This window comes from Marichromatium gracile, from assembly GCF_004343155.1.
GTDB classification, from domain to species: domain Bacteria; phylum Pseudomonadota; class Gammaproteobacteria; order Chromatiales; family Chromatiaceae; genus Marichromatium; species Marichromatium gracile.
Genome location: NZ_SMDC01000014.1, coordinates 24,750 through 44,333, shown reverse-complemented (window position 1 = coordinate 44,333; position 19,584 = coordinate 24,750). Strand labels below are relative to the sequence as shown.

The 19,584-nt window shown below is 69.4% G+C and carries 20 protein-coding genes and 1 pseudogene; 12 read left to right on the top strand and 9 right to left on the bottom strand.

Features of this window, described 5'->3' with window-relative positions:
• Window positions 1-6: 6 nt before the first annotated feature.
• The 6 genes from EDC29_RS15445 to EDC29_RS15420 are packed head-to-tail and all read left to right on the top strand — an operon-like array spanning window position 7 to window position 6,172.
• Window positions 7-612 (top strand): V-type ATP synthase subunit D, encoded by a 606-nt coding sequence (locus tag EDC29_RS15445; protein ID WP_123140824.1) that lies wholly within the window; start codon window positions 7-9, stop codon window positions 610-612.
• On the top strand, window positions 609-2,414 hold the full coding sequence (locus EDC29_RS15440) for a V-type ATP synthase subunit I (protein WP_123141889.1): 1,806 nt from the start codon (window positions 609-611) through the stop codon (window positions 2,412-2,414). Before EDC29_RS15445 ends, EDC29_RS15440 begins: the two co-directional genes overlap by 4 nt.
• Complete coding sequence (locus EDC29_RS15435; RefSeq protein WP_005224595.1) at window positions 2,411-2,857, top strand: ATP synthase subunit C; 447 nt, start codon at window positions 2,411-2,413, stop codon at window positions 2,855-2,857. The genes EDC29_RS15440 and EDC29_RS15435 overlap by 4 nt, the downstream gene beginning before the upstream one ends.
• Before the next feature lie 19 nt (window positions 2,858-2,876).
• Window positions 2,877-3,578, top strand: coding sequence for a hypothetical protein (locus EDC29_RS15430; RefSeq protein WP_132230559.1), 702 nt, complete (start codon window positions 2,877-2,879; stop codon window positions 3,576-3,578).
• A 12-nt stretch (window positions 3,579-3,590) separates the two neighbouring features.
• On the top strand, window positions 3,591-4,280 hold the full coding sequence (locus EDC29_RS15425) for a hypothetical protein (RefSeq protein WP_123140827.1): 690 nt from the start codon (window positions 3,591-3,593) through the stop codon (window positions 4,278-4,280).
• Window positions 4,281-4,324: 44 nt separating this feature from the next.
• The gene (locus EDC29_RS15420; protein WP_123141890.1) at window positions 4,325-6,172 is read left to right on the top strand and encodes a V-type ATP synthase subunit A; all 1,848 of its coding nucleotides are present in this window, start codon (window positions 4,325-4,327) and stop codon (window positions 6,170-6,172) included.
• A gap of 4 nt (window positions 6,173-6,176) precedes the next feature.
• Here the strand turns inward: EDC29_RS15420 and EDC29_RS15415 are convergent, their stop codons facing one another.
• Both EDC29_RS15415 and EDC29_RS15410 read right to left on the bottom strand, forming a co-directional pair.
• A complete protein-coding gene (locus tag EDC29_RS15415; protein WP_132230558.1) occupies window positions 6,177-6,977 on the bottom strand; it encodes an OmpA family protein in 801 nt (266 codons plus the stop codon).
• Between the two features lie 42 nt (window positions 6,978-7,019).
• Window positions 7,020-8,003: an SLAC1 anion channel family protein gene (locus tag EDC29_RS15410; RefSeq protein WP_123141525.1), complete on the bottom strand. Its 984-nt coding sequence runs from the start codon at window positions 8,001-8,003 to the stop codon at window positions 7,020-7,022.
• A gap of 515 nt (window positions 8,004-8,518) precedes the next feature.
• On the opposite strand from EDC29_RS15410, the pseudogene EDC29_RS17665 reads away from it, so the two are divergent.
• The 4 genes and pseudogenes from EDC29_RS17665 to folP form a co-directional block, all read left to right on the top strand.
• Window positions 8,519-8,713 (top strand): annotated as a pseudogene (locus EDC29_RS17665) (DUF3096 domain-containing protein); the annotation flags it as partial.
• Between the two features lie 45 nt (window positions 8,714-8,758).
• A complete protein-coding gene (locus EDC29_RS17660) occupies window positions 8,759-8,875 on the top strand; it encodes a DUF3096 domain-containing protein (RefSeq protein WP_369958070.1) in 117 nt (38 codons plus the stop codon).
• A 100-nt stretch (window positions 8,876-8,975) separates the two neighbouring features.
• On the top strand, window positions 8,976-10,022 hold the full coding sequence (locus EDC29_RS15400; RefSeq protein WP_123141894.1) for an FAD:protein FMN transferase: 1,047 nt from the start codon (window positions 8,976-8,978) through the stop codon (window positions 10,020-10,022).
• A 52-nt stretch (window positions 10,023-10,074) separates the two neighbouring features.
• A complete protein-coding gene (folP, locus tag EDC29_RS15395) occupies window positions 10,075-10,932 on the top strand; it encodes a dihydropteroate synthase (protein WP_123141528.1) in 858 nt (285 codons plus the stop codon).
• A gap of 8 nt (window positions 10,933-10,940) precedes the next feature.
• Here the strand turns inward: folP and EDC29_RS15390 are convergent, their stop codons facing one another.
• Both EDC29_RS15390 and EDC29_RS15385 read right to left on the bottom strand, forming a co-directional pair.
• Complete coding sequence (locus EDC29_RS15390; RefSeq protein ID WP_123141895.1) at window positions 10,941-11,534, bottom strand: hypothetical protein; 594 nt, start codon at window positions 11,532-11,534, stop codon at window positions 10,941-10,943.
• 76 nt (window positions 11,535-11,610) lie between these two features.
• Window positions 11,611-12,858, bottom strand: a complete 1,248-nt coding sequence (locus tag EDC29_RS15385) for a hypothetical protein (protein ID WP_132230557.1) — start codon at window positions 12,856-12,858, stop codon at window positions 11,611-11,613.
• Window positions 12,859-13,209: 351 nt separating this feature from the next.
• Here EDC29_RS15385 and EDC29_RS15380 point away from each other — a divergent pair, with 351 nt between their 5' ends.
• Together EDC29_RS15380 and EDC29_RS15375 are read left to right on the top strand one after the other, a co-directional pair.
• The gene (locus EDC29_RS15380) at window positions 13,210-13,812 is read left to right on the top strand and encodes a DUF938 domain-containing protein (protein ID WP_132230556.1); all 603 of its coding nucleotides are present in this window, start codon (window positions 13,210-13,212) and stop codon (window positions 13,810-13,812) included.
• Between the two features lie 14 nt (window positions 13,813-13,826).
• On the top strand, window positions 13,827-14,315 hold the full coding sequence (locus EDC29_RS15375) for an aminoacyl-tRNA deacylase (RefSeq protein ID WP_123141532.1): 489 nt from the start codon (window positions 13,827-13,829) through the stop codon (window positions 14,313-14,315).
• Between the two features lie 4 nt (window positions 14,316-14,319).
• On the opposite strand, the gene EDC29_RS15370 is transcribed toward EDC29_RS15375, so the two are convergent.
• The 5 genes from EDC29_RS15370 to EDC29_RS15345 form a co-directional block, all read right to left on the bottom strand.
• On the bottom strand, window positions 14,320-15,354 hold the full coding sequence (locus EDC29_RS15370) for a phosphoglycerate mutase (RefSeq protein WP_132230555.1): 1,035 nt from the start codon (window positions 15,352-15,354) through the stop codon (window positions 14,320-14,322).
• On the bottom strand, window positions 15,351-16,580 hold the full coding sequence (locus tag EDC29_RS15365) for an O-succinylhomoserine sulfhydrylase (protein WP_123141534.1): 1,230 nt from the start codon (window positions 16,578-16,580) through the stop codon (window positions 15,351-15,353). The genes EDC29_RS15370 and EDC29_RS15365 overlap by 4 nt, the downstream gene beginning before the upstream one ends.
• The gene (gene purF, locus EDC29_RS15360) at window positions 16,558-18,072 is read right to left on the bottom strand and encodes an amidophosphoribosyltransferase (RefSeq protein ID WP_123141535.1); all 1,515 of its coding nucleotides are present in this window, start codon (window positions 18,070-18,072) and stop codon (window positions 16,558-16,560) included. The genes EDC29_RS15365 and purF overlap by 23 nt, the downstream gene beginning before the upstream one ends.
• Window positions 18,073-18,461: 389 nt before the next feature.
• On the bottom strand, window positions 18,462-18,947 hold the full coding sequence (locus EDC29_RS15350) for a CvpA family protein (RefSeq protein ID WP_123141536.1): 486 nt from the start codon (window positions 18,945-18,947) through the stop codon (window positions 18,462-18,464).
• Between the two features lie 13 nt (window positions 18,948-18,960).
• Window positions 18,961-19,566, bottom strand: coding sequence for an SPOR domain-containing protein (locus EDC29_RS15345; protein WP_123141537.1), 606 nt, complete (start codon window positions 19,564-19,566; stop codon window positions 18,961-18,963).
• Window positions 19,567-19,584: the final 18 nt, after the last annotated feature.

The window sequence follows — 19,584 nt, the reverse complement described above, 5'->3', positions numbered from 1 at the left end:
GCGGCCATGGCACGACTGAGCCTGAGCAAGTCATCGCTGGCCAAGCAACAGCGCCAGCTGCAGACCTTCGAGCGCTATCTGCCCTCGCTCGATCTCAAGCGCCGCCAGCTACTCGCCGAGCGCGCCCGCGCCCAGGACGAGCGCACCGCGCTCGAGCAAGCCATCGCCACCCTGCGCGAACAGGTGCGCGAACAGCTGCCGATGCTCGCCAACACCGAGATCCCGCTGGCCGGACTGACCCGCGTCACCCAGATCCGCATCGACGAGGAGAATCGCATGGGCACCCGGCTGCCGCGGCTCGTCGGAGTCGACTTCGACCGTGTCGACTACGGCTGCCTGAGCCGCCCGCACTGGGTCGATCCACTGGTCGAGCGGCTCGAACAGATGCTCGAACTGCGCATCCGACTGCGTCTGCAGCAACAGCGCGTGACCCTGCTCGAGACCGCAGTGCGCAAGGTCACCCAGCGCGTCAACCTGTTCGAGAAGGTGCTGATCCCACGCACCCGCGCCCATATCAAGCGCATCCGCGTCGCCCTCTCCGACGCCGAGCGCGCCGCCGTGGTGCGTTCCAAGATCGCCAAGGCCAAGCGTCAACGGGGAGGTCTGGCATGAGCATCATGACGATGCGCCGCGTCACCCTGGCCGGACTCGCGGCCGACAAGGACGCGGTGCTCGAGCAGCTCCAGCAGCTCGGTTGCATGCACCTGGTCGAACTCGGCGCTCACCCCAGAGAGCCCGAGCGCACCCCCTCGCCCCATGCCCTGGAGGCGCGCAAGGCGCTGCGCCATCTGCGCGAGGTGCCGGACAAACGCCGCCAGGTCCGCGAGCCGACCGACTTCGACCTCGCCGCGACCATCACCCAGGTGCTCGACAACCAGCAGCGGCTGCGCGACATCAGCGATCGCCGCGACGCCCTGCGCCAGCGCCTCGCCGAACTCGAGCCCTGGGGCGAGTTCAGCCTCCCCGAGCCGGCGGCGCTCGCCGGACGCAAGCTGTGGTTCTACATCCTGCCGCTGCGTCAGCTCGACGCCCTCGCCCGACTCGAACTGCCCTGGCAGATCGTCCATCGCGACCATCGTCAGGCCTGGGTGGTGGTGATCGCCGAGCGCGAACCGCCGGCCGACGCCCTGCCGGTGGCGCGTACCCACACCGGCGCGTTCAGTCGCTCCGAGGTCGCGCGCCGGCTCGAACGCGCCGAGATCGAACTCGAGGCGGTGATCGCCGAGCGTCACGCGCTCACCCGCTGGATCTATCTGCTCTCCTCGCATCTCGCCGAGGCCGAGGACCAGGCCGGGCTCAACTACGCCCGCGCCCAGACCTATGACGACGAGGCGCTGTTCCTGGTCCAGGGCTGGGTCGCGCTCGAGGACTGCCCCGGCGTGCAGGCGCTGGCCGACCAGCTCGGCCTCGCGTTGCTGCTCGAGGCCCCGGGCGCGGATGATCAACCACCGACCCGGCTCGACAATCCGGCCCCGGTGGCCGCCGGTCAGGACCTGGTCGGCTTCTACCAGATGCCGGCCTATCGCAGCTGGGACCCGTCGCGGGTGCTGTTCTTCTCCTTCACCCTGTTCTTCGCGATGATCCTCTCCGACGCCGGCTACGCGCTGGTGCTCGGCGCCGCGCTGGCACTCGGCTGGCGCCGCCTCGGGCGCAGCGAGACCGGGGGGCGGCTGCGCCTGCTCGCGCTCGCGTTGTGCGGCGGGGCGCTGCTCTGGGGGATCCTGGTGGGGAGCTACTTCGGCGTCACGCCAGCGCCCGATGGGCTGCTCGGCCAGCTCAGGGTCTTCGATCTCGACGACTTCGCCACCATGATGTGGCTGTCGGTGGCGATCGGCGTGCTCCACCTGGTGCTGGCCAATGTCGAACGCGCGCTGAGCAGCGCTCCCGGGGCCGAGCGCCGTATCGCGCTCGCCTGGATCGCCGCCCTGCTCGGCGGCTTCGCGCTGTGGAGCGGCACCGGCCCGAGCGGACCGCTCTGGCTCGCCACCCTCGGCCAGTGGCTGCTCGGCGGCGGCCTGATCGCGCTCTTCACGCTCGGCAGCGACCGTCCGATACGCAGCCCGACCTCGGCGTTGCTACGTGTGCTCGACGGTCTGCGCCAACTGGTGCGCGTCACCCAGGCCTTCGGCGACGTGCTCTCCTATCTGCGCCTGTTCGCGCTGGGGTTGGCCTCGGCCTCGCTCGCGCTGACCTTCAACGAGCTGGCGCGCGACGTCCAGCAGGGCCAGCCCGGACTCGGACTGCTGCTCTCGATCCTCATCCTCCTCGTCGGTCACGTCCTCAACCTCGCGCTCTGTCTGATGAGCGGCGTGGTGCACGGACTGCGTCTGAACTTCATCGAGTTCTACAACTGGGCGCTGGCCGGCGAGGGCTATCCCTTCAAGCCCTTCAAGAAGACGGAGCTGAGCGAATGAACGAACTGGTGATTGCACTGGGTTGGGCGGGGCTGTGCGGTGCCATGGCGCTCGGCGCCATCGGCAGCATCATCGGCTGCGCGATCGCCGGTCAGGCGGCGATCGGCGCCATGGTCGACACCGATTCCGGCTACGGCCGCTATATCGGCATCTCGGTGATGCCCTCCTCCCAGGTCATCTACGGCATCGTGATCATGTTCACCCTGCAGCGCGAGGTCACCGTCGACACCGCCCCGGCGCTGTTCGGCATCGGCATCCTCGCCGGCCTGGCGCTGCTGTTCTCGGCGGTACGCCAGGGCCAGGCCTGTGCCTCGGCGATCCACGCGAGCAAGACCAAGCCCGAGATCTTCGGTCTGTCGCTGGCCCCGGCGGCGATCGTCGAGGGCTTCGCGGTGTTCGCCTTCGTCTTCGCGCTGGTGCTCGCCGGCGGCATCCCGGCCTGAACCGGGGGGAGCTGAACAGATGACCACCACAGACAGCGGCATCCCCGAGGGGCTCGCCTCCTCCGGTATCGAGACCCTGATCGCGCGGCTGCGCGAGGAAGGGGTGAGCGCCGGGCGCGACCAGGCCGGCGAGATCGAGCGCGCCGCGCGCCGTCAGGCCGGCGAGATCGAGCGCGCCGCCAATGAGCGCGCCGCGGCCATCGTCGAGGAGGCACGGCGCGAGGCCGAGGCCCTGCGCAAGGGCGGCGAGGAGGCGTTGCGCATCGCCATGCGCGACACCGTGCTGCGGCTCAAGTCCGAGCTCTCCGATCGCTTCAGCGACGAGGTCAAGCGGCTGATCGCCGCCGAGCTCGAACAGCAGAGCTTCCTCCAACAGTTGATCCTCGAGGTCGGTCGCGCCGCACGCGCGGAGGCCGGCATCGATGCCGGCCAGGCGGTCGACATCCAGCTGCCCAAGGCGCTGGTCGGCCCCGAGGAGTTGCGGCGCAACCCGCTGGAACTGCGCGAGGGCTCGCTGTCGCACTTCGTGCTCTCGATCGCCGGCAACGTGCTCGCCGAGGGCGTGACCTTCAGCGTCGGCGACGACGACAGCCAGGGCATCCGTCTCTCGCTGCGCGACCAGGACGTGCAGATCGACCTCACCGACGACAAGGTCGCGGCGCTGCTGCTCGCCCACCTCCAGCCTCGCTTCCGCGCCATCCTCGAGGGGATGGTGAAGTAGCGGGGTGGCGCCATGACCGACTCACACCGTTACGCCATGCTGCTGAGCGCACTGCCGGCGCACGGGGCGCTGTTCACCGCGCGCCAGACGCCGCTCTCGCGCATCCGTCTCGAACAGCGCCTGACCCAGCTCGACGCCGAGGACGCGCGCACCCTGCGCACCCTGAGAACCCTGATCGAATGGGCCGAGCAGGACCCGCACAGCAGCGACCAGGCCGTCCTCGAGCGCGCCCGGCGGCAGATCCCCACCCTGCCCGATCCCTTCGCCCGCGACCTCGCCGACTGGCGACTGGAGATGCGCACGCTGATCTGCGCGCTGCGCCGTCGCCATCGTGGCGAGCCGCCGCCGAGCGAGCGGCGCTGGGGATACGGGCGCTGGACCGAACAGGTGCGCCGCCACTGGAACGAACCGGCGTTCCGGCTCGAACGCGCCTGCCCCTGGCTGCCGGAGGCCGCGCGCCGCCTCGACCAGGGCGATGCCATCGGCGTCGAGCGACTGCTGCTGAGGACGGTCTGGGAGCATCTCGAACGACTCCACGACGGCCACCACTTCGACTTCGCCGCGGTGATCATCTACGCGCTGCGCTGGGATCTGGTGGCCCGCTGGACCAGCTATCACCACGAGCGCGCACTGGCGCGCTTCGATGACCTGATCGAGACCGCGCTCGACGGGGTCGAACTCACCCCCGAGGCGGCGGCCTGAGCGCGCCGCGCCGATCGCCCGACCTTGCCGAAGAGGAACCCGCAATGGATGACGCGCTGACACCCCAGGTCCAGGCCGACTCGCCCGCCCGGGTGGTCTCGGTCCAGGAGAGCCTGGCCACCATCGAGGCCGGCTGGCGCAACGGTACGCGCCTGCCGCTGAAGAAGAACGAGGTGGTGTTCATCCGCCCCGAGCGTAGCGACGGGGAGCGACTCAAGTCCGAGGTGCTGCGGGTGCGCGGCGAGTTCGCCGACGTGCAGGTGTTCGAGGACACCCGCGGGGTGAGCATCGGCGATCCGGTGGAGCAGTCCGATGAGCTGCTCTCGGTCGAGCTCGGCCCGGGACTGCTCGGCGAGGTCTACGACGGCCTGCAGAACCCGCTGGAGAAGATCGCCATCACCCATGGCGTGTTCCTGCCGCGCGGGGTCGATCTCGACGCCCTCGATCGCAACCGCAAGTGGTCCTTCGTGCCGCTGGTCCAGCACGGCGCGCGGCTGCGCGCCGGCGGGGTGCTCGGCACCGTCCAGGAGGGACGCTACACCCACAAGATCATGGTGCCCTTCGATCAGGAGGGCGAGGTCGAGGTGACCTGGATCCAGGAGGGCAGTATCACCGTCGACACCCCGGTGGCGCGCATCCGCGACCGGCGCGGCCACGAGCGCTCGCTCGATCTCATCCAGCGCTGGCCGGTACGCCGCGCGCTCACCGAGCACATGCTGCGCACGCGCACCACCGAGCGACTCTATCCGGACGAGCCGATGACCACCAGCATCCGTCTGATCGACACCTTCTTTCCCATCGCCCGCGGCGGCACCGGCTGCATCCCCGGCCCCTTCGGCGCCGGCAAGACGGTGCTCCAACACCTGCTGGCCAAGCACGCCGCCGTCGACATCGTGATCGTGGTCGCCTGCGGCGAGCGCGCCGGCGAGGTGGTCGAGACCATCAGCGAGTTCCCCCAGCTCTCCGACCCCAAGACCGGCGGCTCGCTGATGGATCGCACCATCATCATCTGCAACACCTCGTCGATGCCGGTGGCCTCGCGCGAGGCCTCGATCTACACCGGCATCACCCTCGGCGAGTACTACCGCCAGATGGGCTATCAGGTGCTGCTGCTGGCCGACTCCACCTCGCGCTGGGCGCAGGCGATGCGCGAGACCTCCGGGCGGCTCGAGGAGATCCCCGGCGAGGAGGCCTTCCCCGCCTATCTCGACTCGGCGATCCGCAGCGTCTACGAGCGCGCCGGGGTGGTGCGCACCGCCGACGCCAGCGTCGGCAGCCTGACCATGATCGGCACCGTCTCGCCGGCCGGGGGCAACTTCGAGGAACCGGTCACCCAGTCGACCCTGAGCACCGTCAAGTGCTTCCTCGGACTGTCCTACGATCGCGCCTACAAGCGCTTCTATCCGGCGATCGACCCGTTGATCTCCTGGTCACGCTATCTCGGCCAGCTCGCCCCCTGGTACGAACAACATCTCGGTGCCGACTGGAACCGTCGGGTCGAGGCGATGCAGCAGCTCCTGGTCCGTGGCGAGGCGGTGCAGCAGATGATGCAGGTCACCGGCGAGGAGGGCGTGACCACCGAGGACTACGTCACCTACCAGCAGGCGCTGCTGCTCGACATGACCTTCCTCCAGCAGGACGCCTTCGACGCGGTCGACGCGGCGGTACCACTGGCGCGCCAGCGCCAGATCTTCGAGCTGATCGACAGCCTGATCGGGCGTGAGCGCGCCTTTGCCGACAAGGACGCCGCGCGCGCCTTCTTCACCCGGCTCACCGCGCTACTGAAGAACCTCAACTACGCCGCCCAGGACTCGCACGACTTCACCCGCCTGCTCGAGGAGATCGCCGCGCTCGACGAGGACACCCCGGTCGCACTGGCGGCGACCGGCTGAGTCCTTACGCCGGGTCGCGGTCCTCGCCGAAGCCGGGCAGGGTGAAATAGACCTCGACCCGGCGATTGCGCGCGCGCGACGCGGCATCGATCTCCTCGACCAGCGGCTCGCTCGAGCCGACACCCTCGACCGTGATCCGCGCCGACTCGACCCCGAGCGCGACCAGCGCCGCGGCGACCGCCGCGGCGCGCGCTTGCGACAACACCAGGTTGCCCGCCGCATCGCCGCTGGCATCGGTGTGCCCACTCAGCAGCAGCTGCAACTCAGGGTGCGCCTGCAGATGCTCGGCGATCGCCGTCAGCGGCGCGATCGGCCCCTCGGGCAGCTCGGCGGCACCGGGGGCGAAACGCAACCTCTCCTCCCCCAGACTCACCAGGGCGCCACGCGGGGTGAAACGCGCACCGAGTGCGGCGTAGTCGCGCAGCAACCCGGCATGCGCCACCTCTTCATCAGCGCTCTCGACGGTCTCGACGCGTTGACCGAGTACCGCGCGCAGCCCCTCGATCCGGCGCTCCAGCGCCTCCGTCTCGACGGCCTCACGCTGCGCGCGCTCACGCAGCGCCTGCTCCAAACGCTCGATGCGCTGCTGCTGCGCCTGCCAGCGCGTCTCCTGCTCGGCCAGCGCGGCGTGCAGCGACGCCAGCGGATCGGGCGACGTCGTCTCGTCCGCGACCGCGGTGCCAGTCGACACCGTCAGGCCGCCGTCGACGACATAGACCAGGGCCAGCCCGGCGACGAACATCAGCGACAGAAAGGGAATGACGAGCCAGGCCTTGGTGGCGCTCGCCGGGGTCTGTTCAGACATGGCAGATGACTCCTGAAGACGACAACCGATGACGCAACACGCTCAATGCCCGGGCACGCAGATCCCGCGCCGCAGCACCGCCCGCAGAGTCGACCACAGCAGGATCGCGATGATGCCGGTGAGCATGGTGAGCATCGCCACGCCGAAATAGCGATAGAACAACGCCTCGGTCTGCTCGGCCATCACCATCGAGGCGATGCTGAAGGCGGCCAGCGGGAAGGAATAGGCCCACCAGGAGAGGAAGAAGCGCAACCGCAGGAAACGCCCGGCCTGACTGAACAGCAACAGGGTCAGGAACATCGCGGCGAAATAGAGCACCAGGGCGAAGGTATCGAGGCTGTCGACCAGTCGCGTGTAGGCGATGAAACCGACCGCCGGAGGCGCGATCAGGATGAAGAGGGTCGGGGTCAGCCGGTCCTCGATCGGGTTGTGGAACAGCACGCGGTTGAAGATGATGGTCAGCAGCACCAGCCAGAACAGCACACCGACGCTGAAGAAGAACCAGGAGACCGACTCGAACCCCAGCGGCACCCCGGCGATCGGCACCAGCACATTACCCACTGCCGGGATGAACCAGGCCGGGTTCATATGCTGCACCTTGAAGTGCTCCTGATGCATCCAGGCGCTGACGATATAGAGGGTGAAGACCAGGTGCAGCCCTGCCCCCGCGAACCACAGCATCCGGCTCACCGACGGTTGCAACGGCAGATAGGCGATGGCCAGCAACAGCAGACTGATCGAGATGGTGGGAAAGAAGTTGAGCTTGACCGGGTGGCGCAACTCGGCGAGTACCGCCTGCGGATAACGCAGCAGCTTGGCGACATAGAGCACTGCCAGGGTGAGAAACAGCAGGCTGCTGAAACCAACCAGCCAGGGGGTGATCCCGAGATCCAGGCCGAGCAGGTGCTGCGCCTTCTCCCAGCCGATGGTCAGCCCACTCATCCCCATCACCATGGCGAAAAACGGGATCGGGAAGAAGGCGAGACGCCCCTGCGGCACATCCCCGCTGCTGGCCTGGACATCCATCTGCGCGCCGCTCACAGCGCCGACCCGAACAGCAACAGGGCAAGCGCCAGCGCGGTGGCGATCGTCGGGACGAAGGGCCAGAGCTGGGCCGGCCACGCCGGCAGTGGGCTGGTGGTCATCGCGGTACTCCTATGGATTCCACACCGGGTCGCCGGACATCGGCCCGGCGACGGCTATCGAGGGAAGGATCGAGAGGTCATGCAGTGTAGAGCCCGGCACCTCGCACACGCATTGACAAATATCACAGCTCGAAACTTGGTTATAGCGCCGCCAGCCGCCAGGCTTGAACCGCAAAGCCGCGAAGCGCGCAAAGTGAATGATGTGTGATGTCGGCGCGAGACCACAGGCAGCGGGGGTCCGCACCCACTGGTGGCTGATCGCTGGCAGCTTATTCCCCTTTGCGTCCTTGGTGTCTTCGCGGTTCAATCCCCTGGTAGCTGGTAGCTGGTAGCTGGTAGCTGGTAGCTGGTAGCTGGTAGCTGGCGGCTGGCGGCTGGCGGCTGGCGGCCGTTAGAATGACCCATTCGGTCGAGACGCGATCGGGCACGATCAACGCACAGGAGAGACGACCCATGGACCAGTTCCCGGCCCTGCTGCAACACTGGCCACTACCGGCGATCGCCGCCGTGCTCACCGGTGTGCTGATCCTCGCCGTACCGCGGGTGCTCAACTATGCCGTCGCCGCCTATCTGCTGCTGGTCGGCATCCATGGTCTGCTGACGGCCTTCGCCGGCCAGCCGTTCGCGCCCCAGGCGGTGATCGCCCTGGTCGCCGGGGTGCTGATCCTGATCCGCCCCAACCTGCTGAGCTACGTGGTGGGGATCTACCTGATCCTGATCGGCCTGCTCGGCGCCGGGCTGCTGCACCCCTGATGGCGCGCCGCGTCTCGCCCCGCAATCATCCCTAGCCCCGGCCCGCCGACACGCGTGCCGGTCATCAGACGATCAGGGCCAAACGGCCCGAGAAGGACCCATGCCATCCATCGCCGTACTCGCGCCGCCGCGCTGGCGCCTCCTCCCGATCCTGTTGCTCGGTGCGCTGCTCGCACTCGCCGGCTGCGCCCAGGACGACGCCCCCGTGGAACTCCAGGGGCGCACCATGGGCACGCACTACAGCGTCAAGCTCTACGGGCTCCCCGACGCGCTCTCGGCCGAGCAGCTGCAGACGCGGATCGATGCCCGACTGGAACAGGTCAACGACCTGATGTCGACCTATCGTCCCGACTCGGAGCTGTCGCGCTTCAACGCCAGCGACTCGGGCGACTGGTTCCCGGTCTCCCTGGAGCTGGCCGCGCTGGTCGCGCTCGCCGAGCGCATCAGCATCTTCAGCATCGGCGCCTTCGACGTCACCGTCGGCCCGGCGGTCAACCTCTGGGGCTTCGGTCCCGGCCAGCCTCCCGAACAGCTGCCGAGCGATGCGCAGCTCGCCGAGGTACGCGAGCGCATCGGCTTCCCCCGGCTCGAGTACCGACTCGATCCCCCGGCGCTGCGCAAGGAGAAACCAGGCGTCTATGTCGATCTCTCCGGCATCGCCAAGGGCCATGGCGTCGATCAGGTCGCGGCGGTGCTCGAGGCGGCGGGCGTCACCGACTATCTCGCCGAGGTCGGCGGCGAGCTGCGCGCCAGCGGCACCAAGCCCGACGGCACCCCCTGGCGGATCGCCATCGAGCGCCCCGAGCCCGGCGTGCGCGAGGTCCATCGCATCGTCACCCTGCACGATGCCGCCATGGCCACCTCGGGCGACTATCGCAACTTCTACGAGCGCGACGGCAAGCTCTACAGCCATACCATCAACCCGATCACCGCGCGCCCGGTCACCCACACCCTGGCATCGGTGAGCGTGATCGCCGCCGACTGCGCCCAGGCCGACGCGCTTGCCACCGCCTTGCTGGTGCTCGGCCCCGAGGCCGGCCTCGCGCTGGCCGAGGCGCATGATATCGCCGCCTTCTTCGTCGTCCGCGAGGGCGACGGCTACAGCGACCGCGCCACCTCACGCTTCGCGGCGCTCACCGCCGAGTGATCGTCGGCGCCGGGCCCCTGCCCCGGCGCCATCGCCCAGGAGTCCCTCCCTCATGCACAACCAAGCCCCTACGGCCCCACCACGGATCATGGGCATCCTCAACGTCACCCCGGACAGCTTCTCGGACGGCGGCGAGCACTTCGCACCCGAGGCGGCCGTCGCCCACGGTCTCGCACTCGCCCGCGCCGGGGCCGACATCATCGATGTCGGCGGCGAGTCGACCCGCCCCGGCTCACGCGCGGTGCCCGCCGCCGAACAGTGCGAGCGCGTGCTGCCGGTGATCGGCGCGCTGCGCAAGCGGCTCCCGGCGGGCGTGGAGATCAGCATCGACACCACCAGCGCCGAGGTCGCGCGTGCGGCGCTCGCCGCCGGCGCCAGCTGGATCAACGACACCGCCGCCGGCGAGGACGATCCCGGACTGCTCGCACTGGCCGCCGAGACCGGCGCCACCCTGGTGCTGATGCATCGTCAGGGACGCCCCGAGACCATGCAGCAGGACCCGCGCTATGGTGACGTGACCACCGAGGTCGAGGACTATCTGCTCGAGCGCGCGCGCCTCGCGCGCGCCGCCGGCGTCGCCGCCGAGCGCATCCTGCTCGACCCCGGCATCGGCTTCGGCAAGACCCTCGCGCACAACCTTGCGCTGATCGCCGCGCTCGATCGCTTGCGCGCGCACGGCTTCGCGGTGCTGCTCGGCGCCAGCCGCAAGCGCTTCCTCGGCGCGATCTGCGATGAGCCGCACCCGGCAGCACTGGATGCGGCGACCGCCGCCACCACCACCGCGGGCGTGCTCGCCGGGATCGAGGTCTTCCGCGTACACGACGTCGCCGGCAACCGTCAGGCCGCCGACGTCGCCTGGGCGCTCAGGGGCGCCGGGATGCGCGCCACCGGCACACTGGTGACAGGCTGAGGGTCGGGCTAGTCGCCGGCGGCGCGATGGCGCGGCAGCACCCGCCGCTCGGACACCGTCTCCAGCGTCTTCAGCTCGCGTGCCTCGGCGGCCAGACGGCGGTTGTCGATCGCCCGCTGCTGGCGCGCCCGTACCCCGTAGCCGAGCGCCGCGCCACCGGCGGCGCTCAGGGTCACCAGCCCGAGGGTGACGAACTGGGTCAGCATCATGGTGATCCCGATTCCCACCGTACCGCCGACCACAGCGCCGGTCTTGAGGCTCGCCCCCCAGGAGCTACGTCGCGCCTTGGCCGCCAGCCGCTCCTGCGAGCGTCCGGCCTTGGCACGCTGCTGCTCGGCCTTGACCCGGATCTTCTCGCGCTCCTTGGAGAAGCGCTCGCTCAACCGCGAGGTGGCGCGGTGGCGGTAGGCATCGGCGATGGTGTTGAACCACAGCGCGACGAGGATGCCGATGGCGCCACCGAGCAGCGCGAACAGTGGCCAGGTGGTCTGCCAGTCGGTGCTCAGCGCGGTGTAGACCAAGAGTGCGGTGACTCCCTGCAGCAGGAAGATACCGATCAGGAATCGGATCAGGCTGCCAAGGCTGTGTGGAATGATGCTCATCAATCTCATCTGCTCAGGTTGTGAAGCCACGCGCGGGCGTGGCCCGACGAAGGATCCGTGCCTGCCCGACGGCCGCTCACCCCACCACCGACGACGGCGCCGCCACGACGGTCGCGGCGCGTGGTGTCGAGGGCGCTCGAGGTTCGATCCATTCGAGCCAGTCGGCCGGCGCCTCGTCGAGCAACAGGCGCAGCCGTTCGCGCAGCCGCTCCAGCGCCGCCGCGTCCTCGACCGGCCGATCGCAGGCATCGATGATGCCGTAGAGATACTCGGCGCCGACCCCGGAGAGGTCGATCAGCAACCGTGGCGCACCGACCTCGAGCGGCAACAGCTGCGGATCGGTGCTGGTCATCAGGAAGGGGCCGGCGCCGCTCTCGAGCCGGGCCGCCGGGCCCGGTCGGCCATGGCGGCGCAACGCACGGCCGAGCCGGTAACGCATCAGGTCGGAGAGTTCGGGGGCGAGTTGATCGACCAGCGCCATGTCGCCGGAGTCGGCATAGACCGGCACCAGGAAGGCATGCGCCTCGCGCCGCGGCTCACTCACGCCACTGGCGCTCGCCACATAGGTCTCGATGATGCGGAACAGCTCGCGATAGCGCTGCACGTCGGCGGCATCGAGCGCGCTGGTGCGTCCGAGCAGCACGAAGGTATAGAGGCCGTAGCCGGACTCGGCGCGCTCGAACAGCAGGTTCATCGCCACCGCCGTCTGGGTCTCGCTGGTCGGCGCGCCCGAGGGATAGTAGCGCATGGCATAGACCAGCGACTCGCGCAACGGCCCGTCGCTGGCATCGAGCAGCCGGGCGCGACGTTCGAGCCCCTCGGCGGCGGCCAGCTCGAGCGTCTCGCGCGCGCCCGAACCGGTGAGCATCAGCGCGCGCTCGAGCACCGGATCGAAGGCCGACTCCCCGCCCTGGGCGATCATCTCGGTGACGATCTCGCTGACCGGCGCACAGCCGCCGCGCAACAGCGCCTCGGCACCTTCCCCGGGCTCCACCCCGGAGAGATAGAGATCGGTGACCAGGGTGCTCAATACCGCCCCGGTGCCACGCCCATCCATCCCCGCGCAGCGCGTCTGCAACTCCTGGCGCAGACCGAGCGGGTCGGTGCTGTAGAGCACATGGGCCGACATCGACGGACGCGGCCCATCGGCACGCTCGGCGGCGAGCTGGGCACCCGGGGTGCGCCAGGGCGCCGCCCCCTGCACCGTGCCGCCGGAACCGGCGCAGCCGCCGAGCACCAGCAACAGCGCACCGAGCACCAGCAGCGACACCACGACGGCGCCACGTCTGCGAACTGACTGCGGATCGGGATTCGGCGTCGACATCGAGGGCACCCCCGCCCAGGCGGCACAAAGCCACCATGATAGCCGATCATGCCACGGGCTCCAGTACCAGCCGCCAGCCGCCAGCCGCCAGCCGCCAGCCGCCAGCCGCCAGCCGCCAGCCGCCAGCCGCCAGCCGCCAGCCGCCAGCCGCCAGTGAGTATGCGCCCCTGACGACGGCATTGCCTGCCATCACACGCGCTTGGTGCCAGCGCTTGGGGGCAGGCGGCCACTGGCGGCTGGCAGCTGATAGCTGGAAGCTGATAGCTGGCAGCTGACTTGCGACCGCTCCCGACGCGCGGCATCCTGTGGCCGATCGAGGCGCTGTCGTCGCCACCACATACGAGTCCACCGATGCAATCGACCACCAAGCCCTACGCCGAGTCCTGCGATCAGAATCGCGCCCCCATCCTCGCGGTGATCGCCCCGCTCTATGCCGGACGGCGCCGGTTGCTGGAGATCGGCAGCGGCACCGGGCAGCACGGGGTCCATTTCGCCGCGGCACTGCCCGAGCTGTGCTGGCAGTGCAGCGACCGCGCCGACGAGTTGCCGGGGATGCGTCAGTGGATCGGCGAGGCGGCGCTGCCCAACCTGCCCGAGCCGATCGCGCTCGACGTGCTGCGCGGTCCCTGGCCGACACCCGGGTTCGACGCCGCTTTCAGCGCCAACACCGCGCACATCATGCCGGTCGCGGCGGTCGCGGCGATGTTCAGTGGACTCGGCGAGGTACTCGCCCCCGGTGGGCTCTTCGCCCTCTACGGCCCCTTCCACGAGGATGGCCGACCGACCAGCGAGAGCAACGCCGCCTTCGACGCCTGGCTGCGCGCGCGCGACCCGGCGATGGGGGTGCGCGATCGCACCTGGCTGCTGGGGCTGGCCGAGGACAACGGCTTCGAGGCGCTGGCCGAACATGCGATGCCGACGAACAACCGCATCCTGGTGTGGCGGCGACACTGAACGAGGGGAGGAACATGGCCAAGGAGAAACACCCGGTCACCCAGGCGGTCAGGGCGCTGCGTGCCGCCGGCATCGCCTTCACCCCGCACTGCTACGACTATGTCAGCGGCGGCGGTACGGCGCAGGTGGCGGCGACACTCGGCGTCGACGAGCACCTGGTGGTCAAGACATTGATCATGGAGGACGCCGATGCGCGGCCATTGGTCGTGCTGATGCACGGCGACTGTCAGGTCGCCACCCAGCACCTGGCGCGCGCCATCGGCACCAAGCGGGTGCGCCCCTGCGCGCCCGAGGTCGCCGATCGGCACTCCGGCTACCGGGTCGGCGGCACCTCGCCGTTCGGGACCCGTCACCCGATGCCGGTCTATTGCGAGCGCGGCATCCTCGAACTGCCGCGGATCTATATCAACGGCGGCAAGCGCGGCTTCATCCTCGAGGTCGAGACCCGGGCCGCGCTCCAGCTGCTCCAGGCCCAGCCGCTCGACCTCGCGGTCGCGGGCTGAGCCCTCAGCGCCGGGCGAGCCGGCAGTGCGATCGCAACCCGCGCCGACGCCACCCGCGCAACAGCCCCCAGCCCGAGGTGCGATAGCGGGTCCCGGCACAGGGATCGAGCACGACCTCCGACCAGCGCTGCCGACGCAACGCGCGCAGCGGCGCGGCGAGCGCGGCATCACAGGCGACCAGGGCATCGGACCAGGCGCCAAGATCGCGCCCGTGCAGCGCCCGCCAGGGGCTCTCGTCATAGATCAGGACACCCCGCTCGCCGAGCGCTGGGTCTTGCAACCACTGGGCCGGGGTGCGGTGCCCCACCCCGGCCCAGTGTGCCAGCCCGTGGGTGAGCGGATGCTCGCCCACCACCAGGGCAGGCCCCCGCCCCGGCGCCGCCGGCAGCCGTCCCCCGCCCCAGGGCCAGAGTCCGTTGACCACCGGCTCGCCACGCGCCTCGCGGGCGCGATTGACCGGATCGGCGAAGAACAGCATCTGCACCTCGTTGAGCAGCCGGTTCCAGGCCAGCGCATCGTCGCCGCTGATCGCATCCGGGCTGAGCGCCTCGCCCATCACCCGATAGAGCGGCGTGGTACGCAGCGCGGGCGGCCGCGCCAGGCGTAGATACCAGCGCTGCGGGGTCGGCGCAACCAACTCCAGTCCGGCGTCGGCGAAGTGATCGTTGAAGCTCGCCACCAGCGCCGCGGCCTCCTCGGCGTCGAGTGCGAAGCGCTCGAGTTCGAAGAGCCGCAACCGCTCCATGTCCGGGCGCAGGTAGACCGGATCGGCATGCAGCCAGTAAGCGGCAGCGCCCTCTCCGGCGAGCAGTTCGGGGGCGTCGCCGAGCAGACACAAGGGCGCACTGGGCAGATCACAGCCTGGCTCGGCGGCGATGCCGAAGGCGGCGAACAGCGCGGCGAAAGGATCGCTGGCAACCCCGTCGACGACACTCGCACGTGCCAGCAGACGGTCGAGATTGGGCAGTATCGGAAAGGGCTCGGGACGTAGCGGCAGGGGGCCGAGCAGTCCCGGGCAGATCAGTTCCAGGGCCGTCACGACACCGCCAGCCCTCGCGCCAGGTCGGCCTGGATGTCGGCCACCGACTCCAGCCCCACCGCGACCCGCAGCAGCGACTCAGTGATACCGGCGTCGGCGCGCTCCGCGGCACTGAGTCGACCGTGGGTCGTGGTCGCCGGATGGGTGATGGTGGTCTTGGCATCACCGAGGTTGGCGGTGATCGAGATCATCCGCGTCGAGTCGATCACCCGCCAGGCCTCGGCGCGCGCACCGCGCACCTCGAAGGAGACGATACCGCCGCCGCTGCGCTGCTGGGTGCCGATCAGATGGTGCTGGGGATGCTGGGGCAGCCCCGGGTAATGGACCCGCGCCACCGCCGGATGGTCGTCGAGCCAGTGGGCGAGCTGCTCGGCGGCGCGTGTATGCGCCTGCATCCGCAGCTCGAGCGTCTCGAGCCCCTTGAGGAAGACCCAGGCGTTGAACGGACTCATCGTCGGGCCGGCGGTCCGCATCACGCCGAACACCGCCTCGCCGACCAACTTGCGATCACCGACCACGGCGCCACCGACACAGCGCCCCTGACCATCGAGATACTTGGTCGCCGAATGCACCACCACATCGGCCCCGAGTTCGAGCGGACGCTGCAGTGCCGGGGTGCAGAAGCAGTTGTCGACCACCAGCCGGCAGCCGCCTCGATGTGCGATCTCGGCCAGCTCGCGCAGATCGGCCATCTCGGTGAGCGGGTTCGAGGGCGTCTCGCAGAACAGCATCCGCGTCTTCGTCCCGATCGCCGCCTCCCAGGCGGCGGGATCGGAGAGCGGGACGAAGGTCGTCGCCACCCCGAAGCGGGCGAGATATTTGCTGAACAGCGAGCTGGTACTGCCGAACACGCTGCGCGAGACCACCACGTGATCCCCGGCCTCGAGGGTCCCGAGACAGAGCGCGAGGATCGCGGCCATCCCGGAGGCGGCGGCGACGCAACACTCGCCTCCTTCGAGCGCGGCCAGCCGCTCCTCGAAGGTCCGCACCGTGGGGTTGGTGAAGCGCGAATAGATGTTGCCCTCGGCCTCACCGGCGAAGCGCGCGGCGGCCTCGGCCGCGCTCGAGAAGACGAAGCTCGAGGTGGTGAAGATGGGCTCGGCGTGCTCGCCCTCGGGCGTGCGCCGCTGACCGGCGCGTACCGCACGCGTGGCAAAGCCCGGCGCCGCCGTGGCGCCAGCCGACTCCTCCGGGAGACCCGGATCAGACTGAGTTGTGCAGGTCAATGACACTCTCGCTGCGCGCTGAGCGCTGTTCCTTGGCGCCGTCGTTGCGATTGGCCTCGAGGGCGCGGAGGTATTCCGGGGTCACGTCCCCGGTCACATAGTTGCCGTCGAAGACCGAGGTATCGAAGCGATCGACATGGCTCTTGCCCTTCTTCTGCACCGCGTCGATCAGGTCCTCGAGATCCTGGAAGATCAGGCCGTCGGCGCCGAGCTCGGCACAGATCTCCGCCTCGGTGCGACCCGAAGCGATCAGCTCGCTGGCCGCCGGCATATCGATGCCGTAGACGTTGGGGTAGCGCACCGGCGGCGCGGCCGAGGCGAGATAGACCCGGTTGGCACCGGCATCGCGCGCCATCTGGATGATCTGCTGCGAGGTGGTGCCGCGCACGATCGAGTCGTCGACCAGCAGCACGTTCTTGCGGCGGAACTCCAGATCGATGGCGTTGAGCTTCTGGCGCACCGACTTCTTGCGCACCTTCTGCCCCGGCATGATGAAGGTCCGGGCGATATAGCGGTTCTTGATGAAGCCCTCGGCATAGGGCACGCCGAGATGGTTGGCCAGCTGCAGCGCGGCGGTGCGACTGGTGTCGGGCACCGGGATCACGACATCGATGTCATGATCGCCCCACTCGCGCTTGATCTTGGTCGCGAGCTTCTTGCCCATCCGCGAACGCGCCTTGTGCACCGAGATGTTGTCGATGATCGAGTCGGGGCGGGCGAAATAGACGAACTCGAACAGACAGGGCGAGAGCACCGGCTCGGCGGCGCACTGATGGGTGTGGAGCTTGCCGTCGAGGGTGATCAGCACCGCCTCTCCGGGGGCGACGTCACCGATCAGCTTGAAGCCGCTGGTATCGAGCGCGACGCTCTCCGAGGCGATCATGTACTCGTGACCATCGGCGGTCTCGCGATAGCCGTAGACCAGCGGACGGATGCCGTGCGGATCGCGGAAGCCGAGCACGCCGAAGCCCGGGATCATCGCCACCGCCGCATAGCCGCCGCGACAGCGCCGGTGCACCCCGGCCACGGCCTGGAAGACGTCCTCTTCCTCGATGTTCAGCTTGCCCTGGCTTTGCAGCTCATGGGCGAAGATGTTGAGCAACACCTCGGAGTCGGAGTCGGTGTTGAGGTGGCGCAGGTCGTCGACGAACAGGTCGCGCTTGAGCGCATCGGCGTTGGTCAGATTGCCGTTGTGCGCGAGCACGATGCCGTAGGGCGAGTTGACGTAGAAGGGCTGGGCCTCGGCCGAACTGGAGGCGCCGGCGGTGGGATAGCGCACGTGCCCCACGCCCATGTCGCCACGCAGCTGGATCATGTGCGAGGTACGGAACACGTCACGAGCCAGTCCGTTGTCCTTGCGCAGGTGCAAGCGCCCACCCTCGCAGGTGACGATACCGGCGGCGTCCTGGCCGCGGTGCTGCAAAACTAGGAGCGCGTCGTAAAGCGACTGATTAACAGGGCCCTTACCGACGATGCCGACGATCCCGCACATGAGGTCCTCGCGCGTCTGCCGCCACGGAGGATGACGACAACCGAAATTGGGTGGAATGGAAACGATCGAAATTACCCGATACGCCCTGCCCCCGCAACCCACAACGCCCAAGATCGGGGCCGGAGGGCGCATTCCAAGCCCGCCAGCGGCCAGCGGATTGAACCGCAAAGCCGCGAAGAACGCGAAGGGAAACGCTATTAGCTACCAGCCGTCAGCCACCAGCTTCCAGTAGGCGCTGTTCCTCCCGTCGTCGCCGCAAGACATCAGCCACTGCCGCCATATGGGCGCCACCCATCCCCACTGGCGACTGGCGACTGGCGACTGGCGACTGGCGACTGGCGACTGGCGGCTAGCGGCTAGCGGCTGGCGGCTGGTAGCTGGTCCCGCCCTCACCCGAAGCGGGCACCGAGCGAGGCCGGCAGGCGCTCGAGGATACGCTGGGCGATGCCCTCGAGGCCGCCGATCAGGCTCGAATCCTGCCACCAGGCAGATTCTGGCAATGGGGTCAGGGCGGCGAGGAATACCGCGAACGCCACGATCAGCACCCCGCGCAGCGTGCCGAACACCAGCCCCAGCAGACGATCCGGCAGCGCCAGGCCGACCCTCTCGGTGAGGCGCCCGAGGATGGCGCCGAGCACCGCGCCAGGCAGCAGCACCACGACCAGCAAGAGCGCGAAGGCCAGCGCCAGGGCGAGGGCCGGCTGTGCGACCCAGTCGGCGAGTACCGCGGCGAATGCGCGGTGCTGGGTCCAGGCGAACAGCAGGGCGATGACCCAGGCGCCGAGCGAGAACGACTCGCGGATCAGGCCCCGGGCGAGGCCGATCAAGGCCGAGAACAGCACCAGGCCGAGCAACGCCAGGTCGACCCCGGTCATCGCCGATGCGGCCTCAGGGGTAGCGCTGAATCAGGGTCTCGAGCCCCTGGCGATCGCGCAGCATGGTCGCGGCGCGCTCGGCATCGACACGATCGATCTCGGGACCGACGCGGACGCGGTAGTAGCGCTTGCCGTTGACCTCGGCCTGTTCGACGAAGGCCGAGTAGCCGGCGGCGCGCAACCGCGCCTCGAGCTCGGCGGCGCCGGCGGCGGTACCGAGGCTGGCGACCTGCACCACCCAGGAGGGCAACTGCGTGGCCGGCGCCTGCTGCTGACGCAGCTCTGGACGGGGCTGGACGCTCGGCGCAGGCTCGGGCTGCGGGCGGGACTGGCGCATCGGCTCCGGCTCCGGGACAGACTCCCGCGGCGTCTGGAAGGCAGCCTGAGGTTGGACCTGGGGCAGCGGCCTCGGCGCGATGACCTCGTCGACGTCCTCGTCGGGTGCCAGATAGGACTCGGAGCGGAAGCGATCGGCAAAGGGCGGCTGCTCGGGGATCGCGGCGGGGATCGGCTCGGGCGGGGTCAGCGGTGGTTGCTCGAAGAGCATGGGCACGAAGATCACCACCAGCGCGACGATTACCACCGCCCCTGTCAATCGTCTCTTGGCACCTTCACGCATGACACTTCACCCACGATA

Coding starts and splice junctions, on each gene's coding strand:
- EDC29_RS15400 (WP_123141894.1), top strand. CDS start 8,976: ATGCCATCCATCGCCGTACTCGCGCCGCCGCGCTGGCGCCTCCTCCCG.
- EDC29_RS15420 (WP_123141890.1), top strand. CDS start 4,325: ATGGATGACGCGCTGACACCCCAGGTCCAGGCCGACTCGCCCGCCCGG.
- folP (WP_123141528.1), top strand. CDS start 10,075: ATGCACAACCAAGCCCCTACGGCCCCACCACGGATCATGGGCATCCTC.
- EDC29_RS15380 (WP_132230556.1), top strand. CDS start 13,210: ATGCAATCGACCACCAAGCCCTACGCCGAGTCCTGCGATCAGAATCGC.
- EDC29_RS15410 (WP_123141525.1), bottom strand. CDS start 8,003: ATGGATGTCCAGGCCAGCAGCGGGGATGTGCCGCAGGGGCGTCTCGCC.
- EDC29_RS15345 (WP_123141537.1), bottom strand. CDS start 19,566: ATGCGTGAAGGTGCCAAGAGACGATTGACAGGGGCGGTGGTAATCGTC.
- EDC29_RS15375 (WP_123141532.1), top strand. CDS start 13,827: ATGGCCAAGGAGAAACACCCGGTCACCCAGGCGGTCAGGGCGCTGCGT.
- EDC29_RS15435 (WP_005224595.1), top strand. CDS start 2,411: ATGAACGAACTGGTGATTGCACTGGGTTGGGCGGGGCTGTGCGGTGCC.
- EDC29_RS15415 (WP_132230558.1), bottom strand. CDS start 6,977: ATGTCTGAACAGACCCCGGCGAGCGCCACCAAGGCCTGGCTCGTCATT.
- purF (WP_123141535.1), bottom strand. CDS start 18,072: ATGTGCGGGATCGTCGGCATCGTCGGTAAGGGCCCTGTTAATCAGTCG.
- EDC29_RS15350 (WP_123141536.1), bottom strand. CDS start 18,947: ATGACCGGGGTCGACCTGGCGTTGCTCGGCCTGGTGCTGTTCTCGGCC.
- EDC29_RS15430 (WP_132230559.1), top strand. CDS start 2,877: ATGACCACCACAGACAGCGGCATCCCCGAGGGGCTCGCCTCCTCCGGT.
- EDC29_RS15425 (WP_123140827.1), top strand. CDS start 3,591: ATGACCGACTCACACCGTTACGCCATGCTGCTGAGCGCACTGCCGGCG.
- EDC29_RS15440 (WP_123141889.1), top strand. CDS start 609: ATGAGCATCATGACGATGCGCCGCGTCACCCTGGCCGGACTCGCGGCC.
- EDC29_RS15445 (WP_123140824.1), top strand. CDS start 7: ATGGCACGACTGAGCCTGAGCAAGTCATCGCTGGCCAAGCAACAGCGC.
- EDC29_RS15390 (WP_123141895.1), bottom strand. CDS start 11,534: ATGAGCATCATTCCACACAGCCTTGGCAGCCTGATCCGATTCCTGATC.
- EDC29_RS15385 (WP_132230557.1), bottom strand. CDS start 12,858: ATGTCGACGCCGAATCCCGATCCGCAGTCAGTTCGCAGACGTGGCGCC.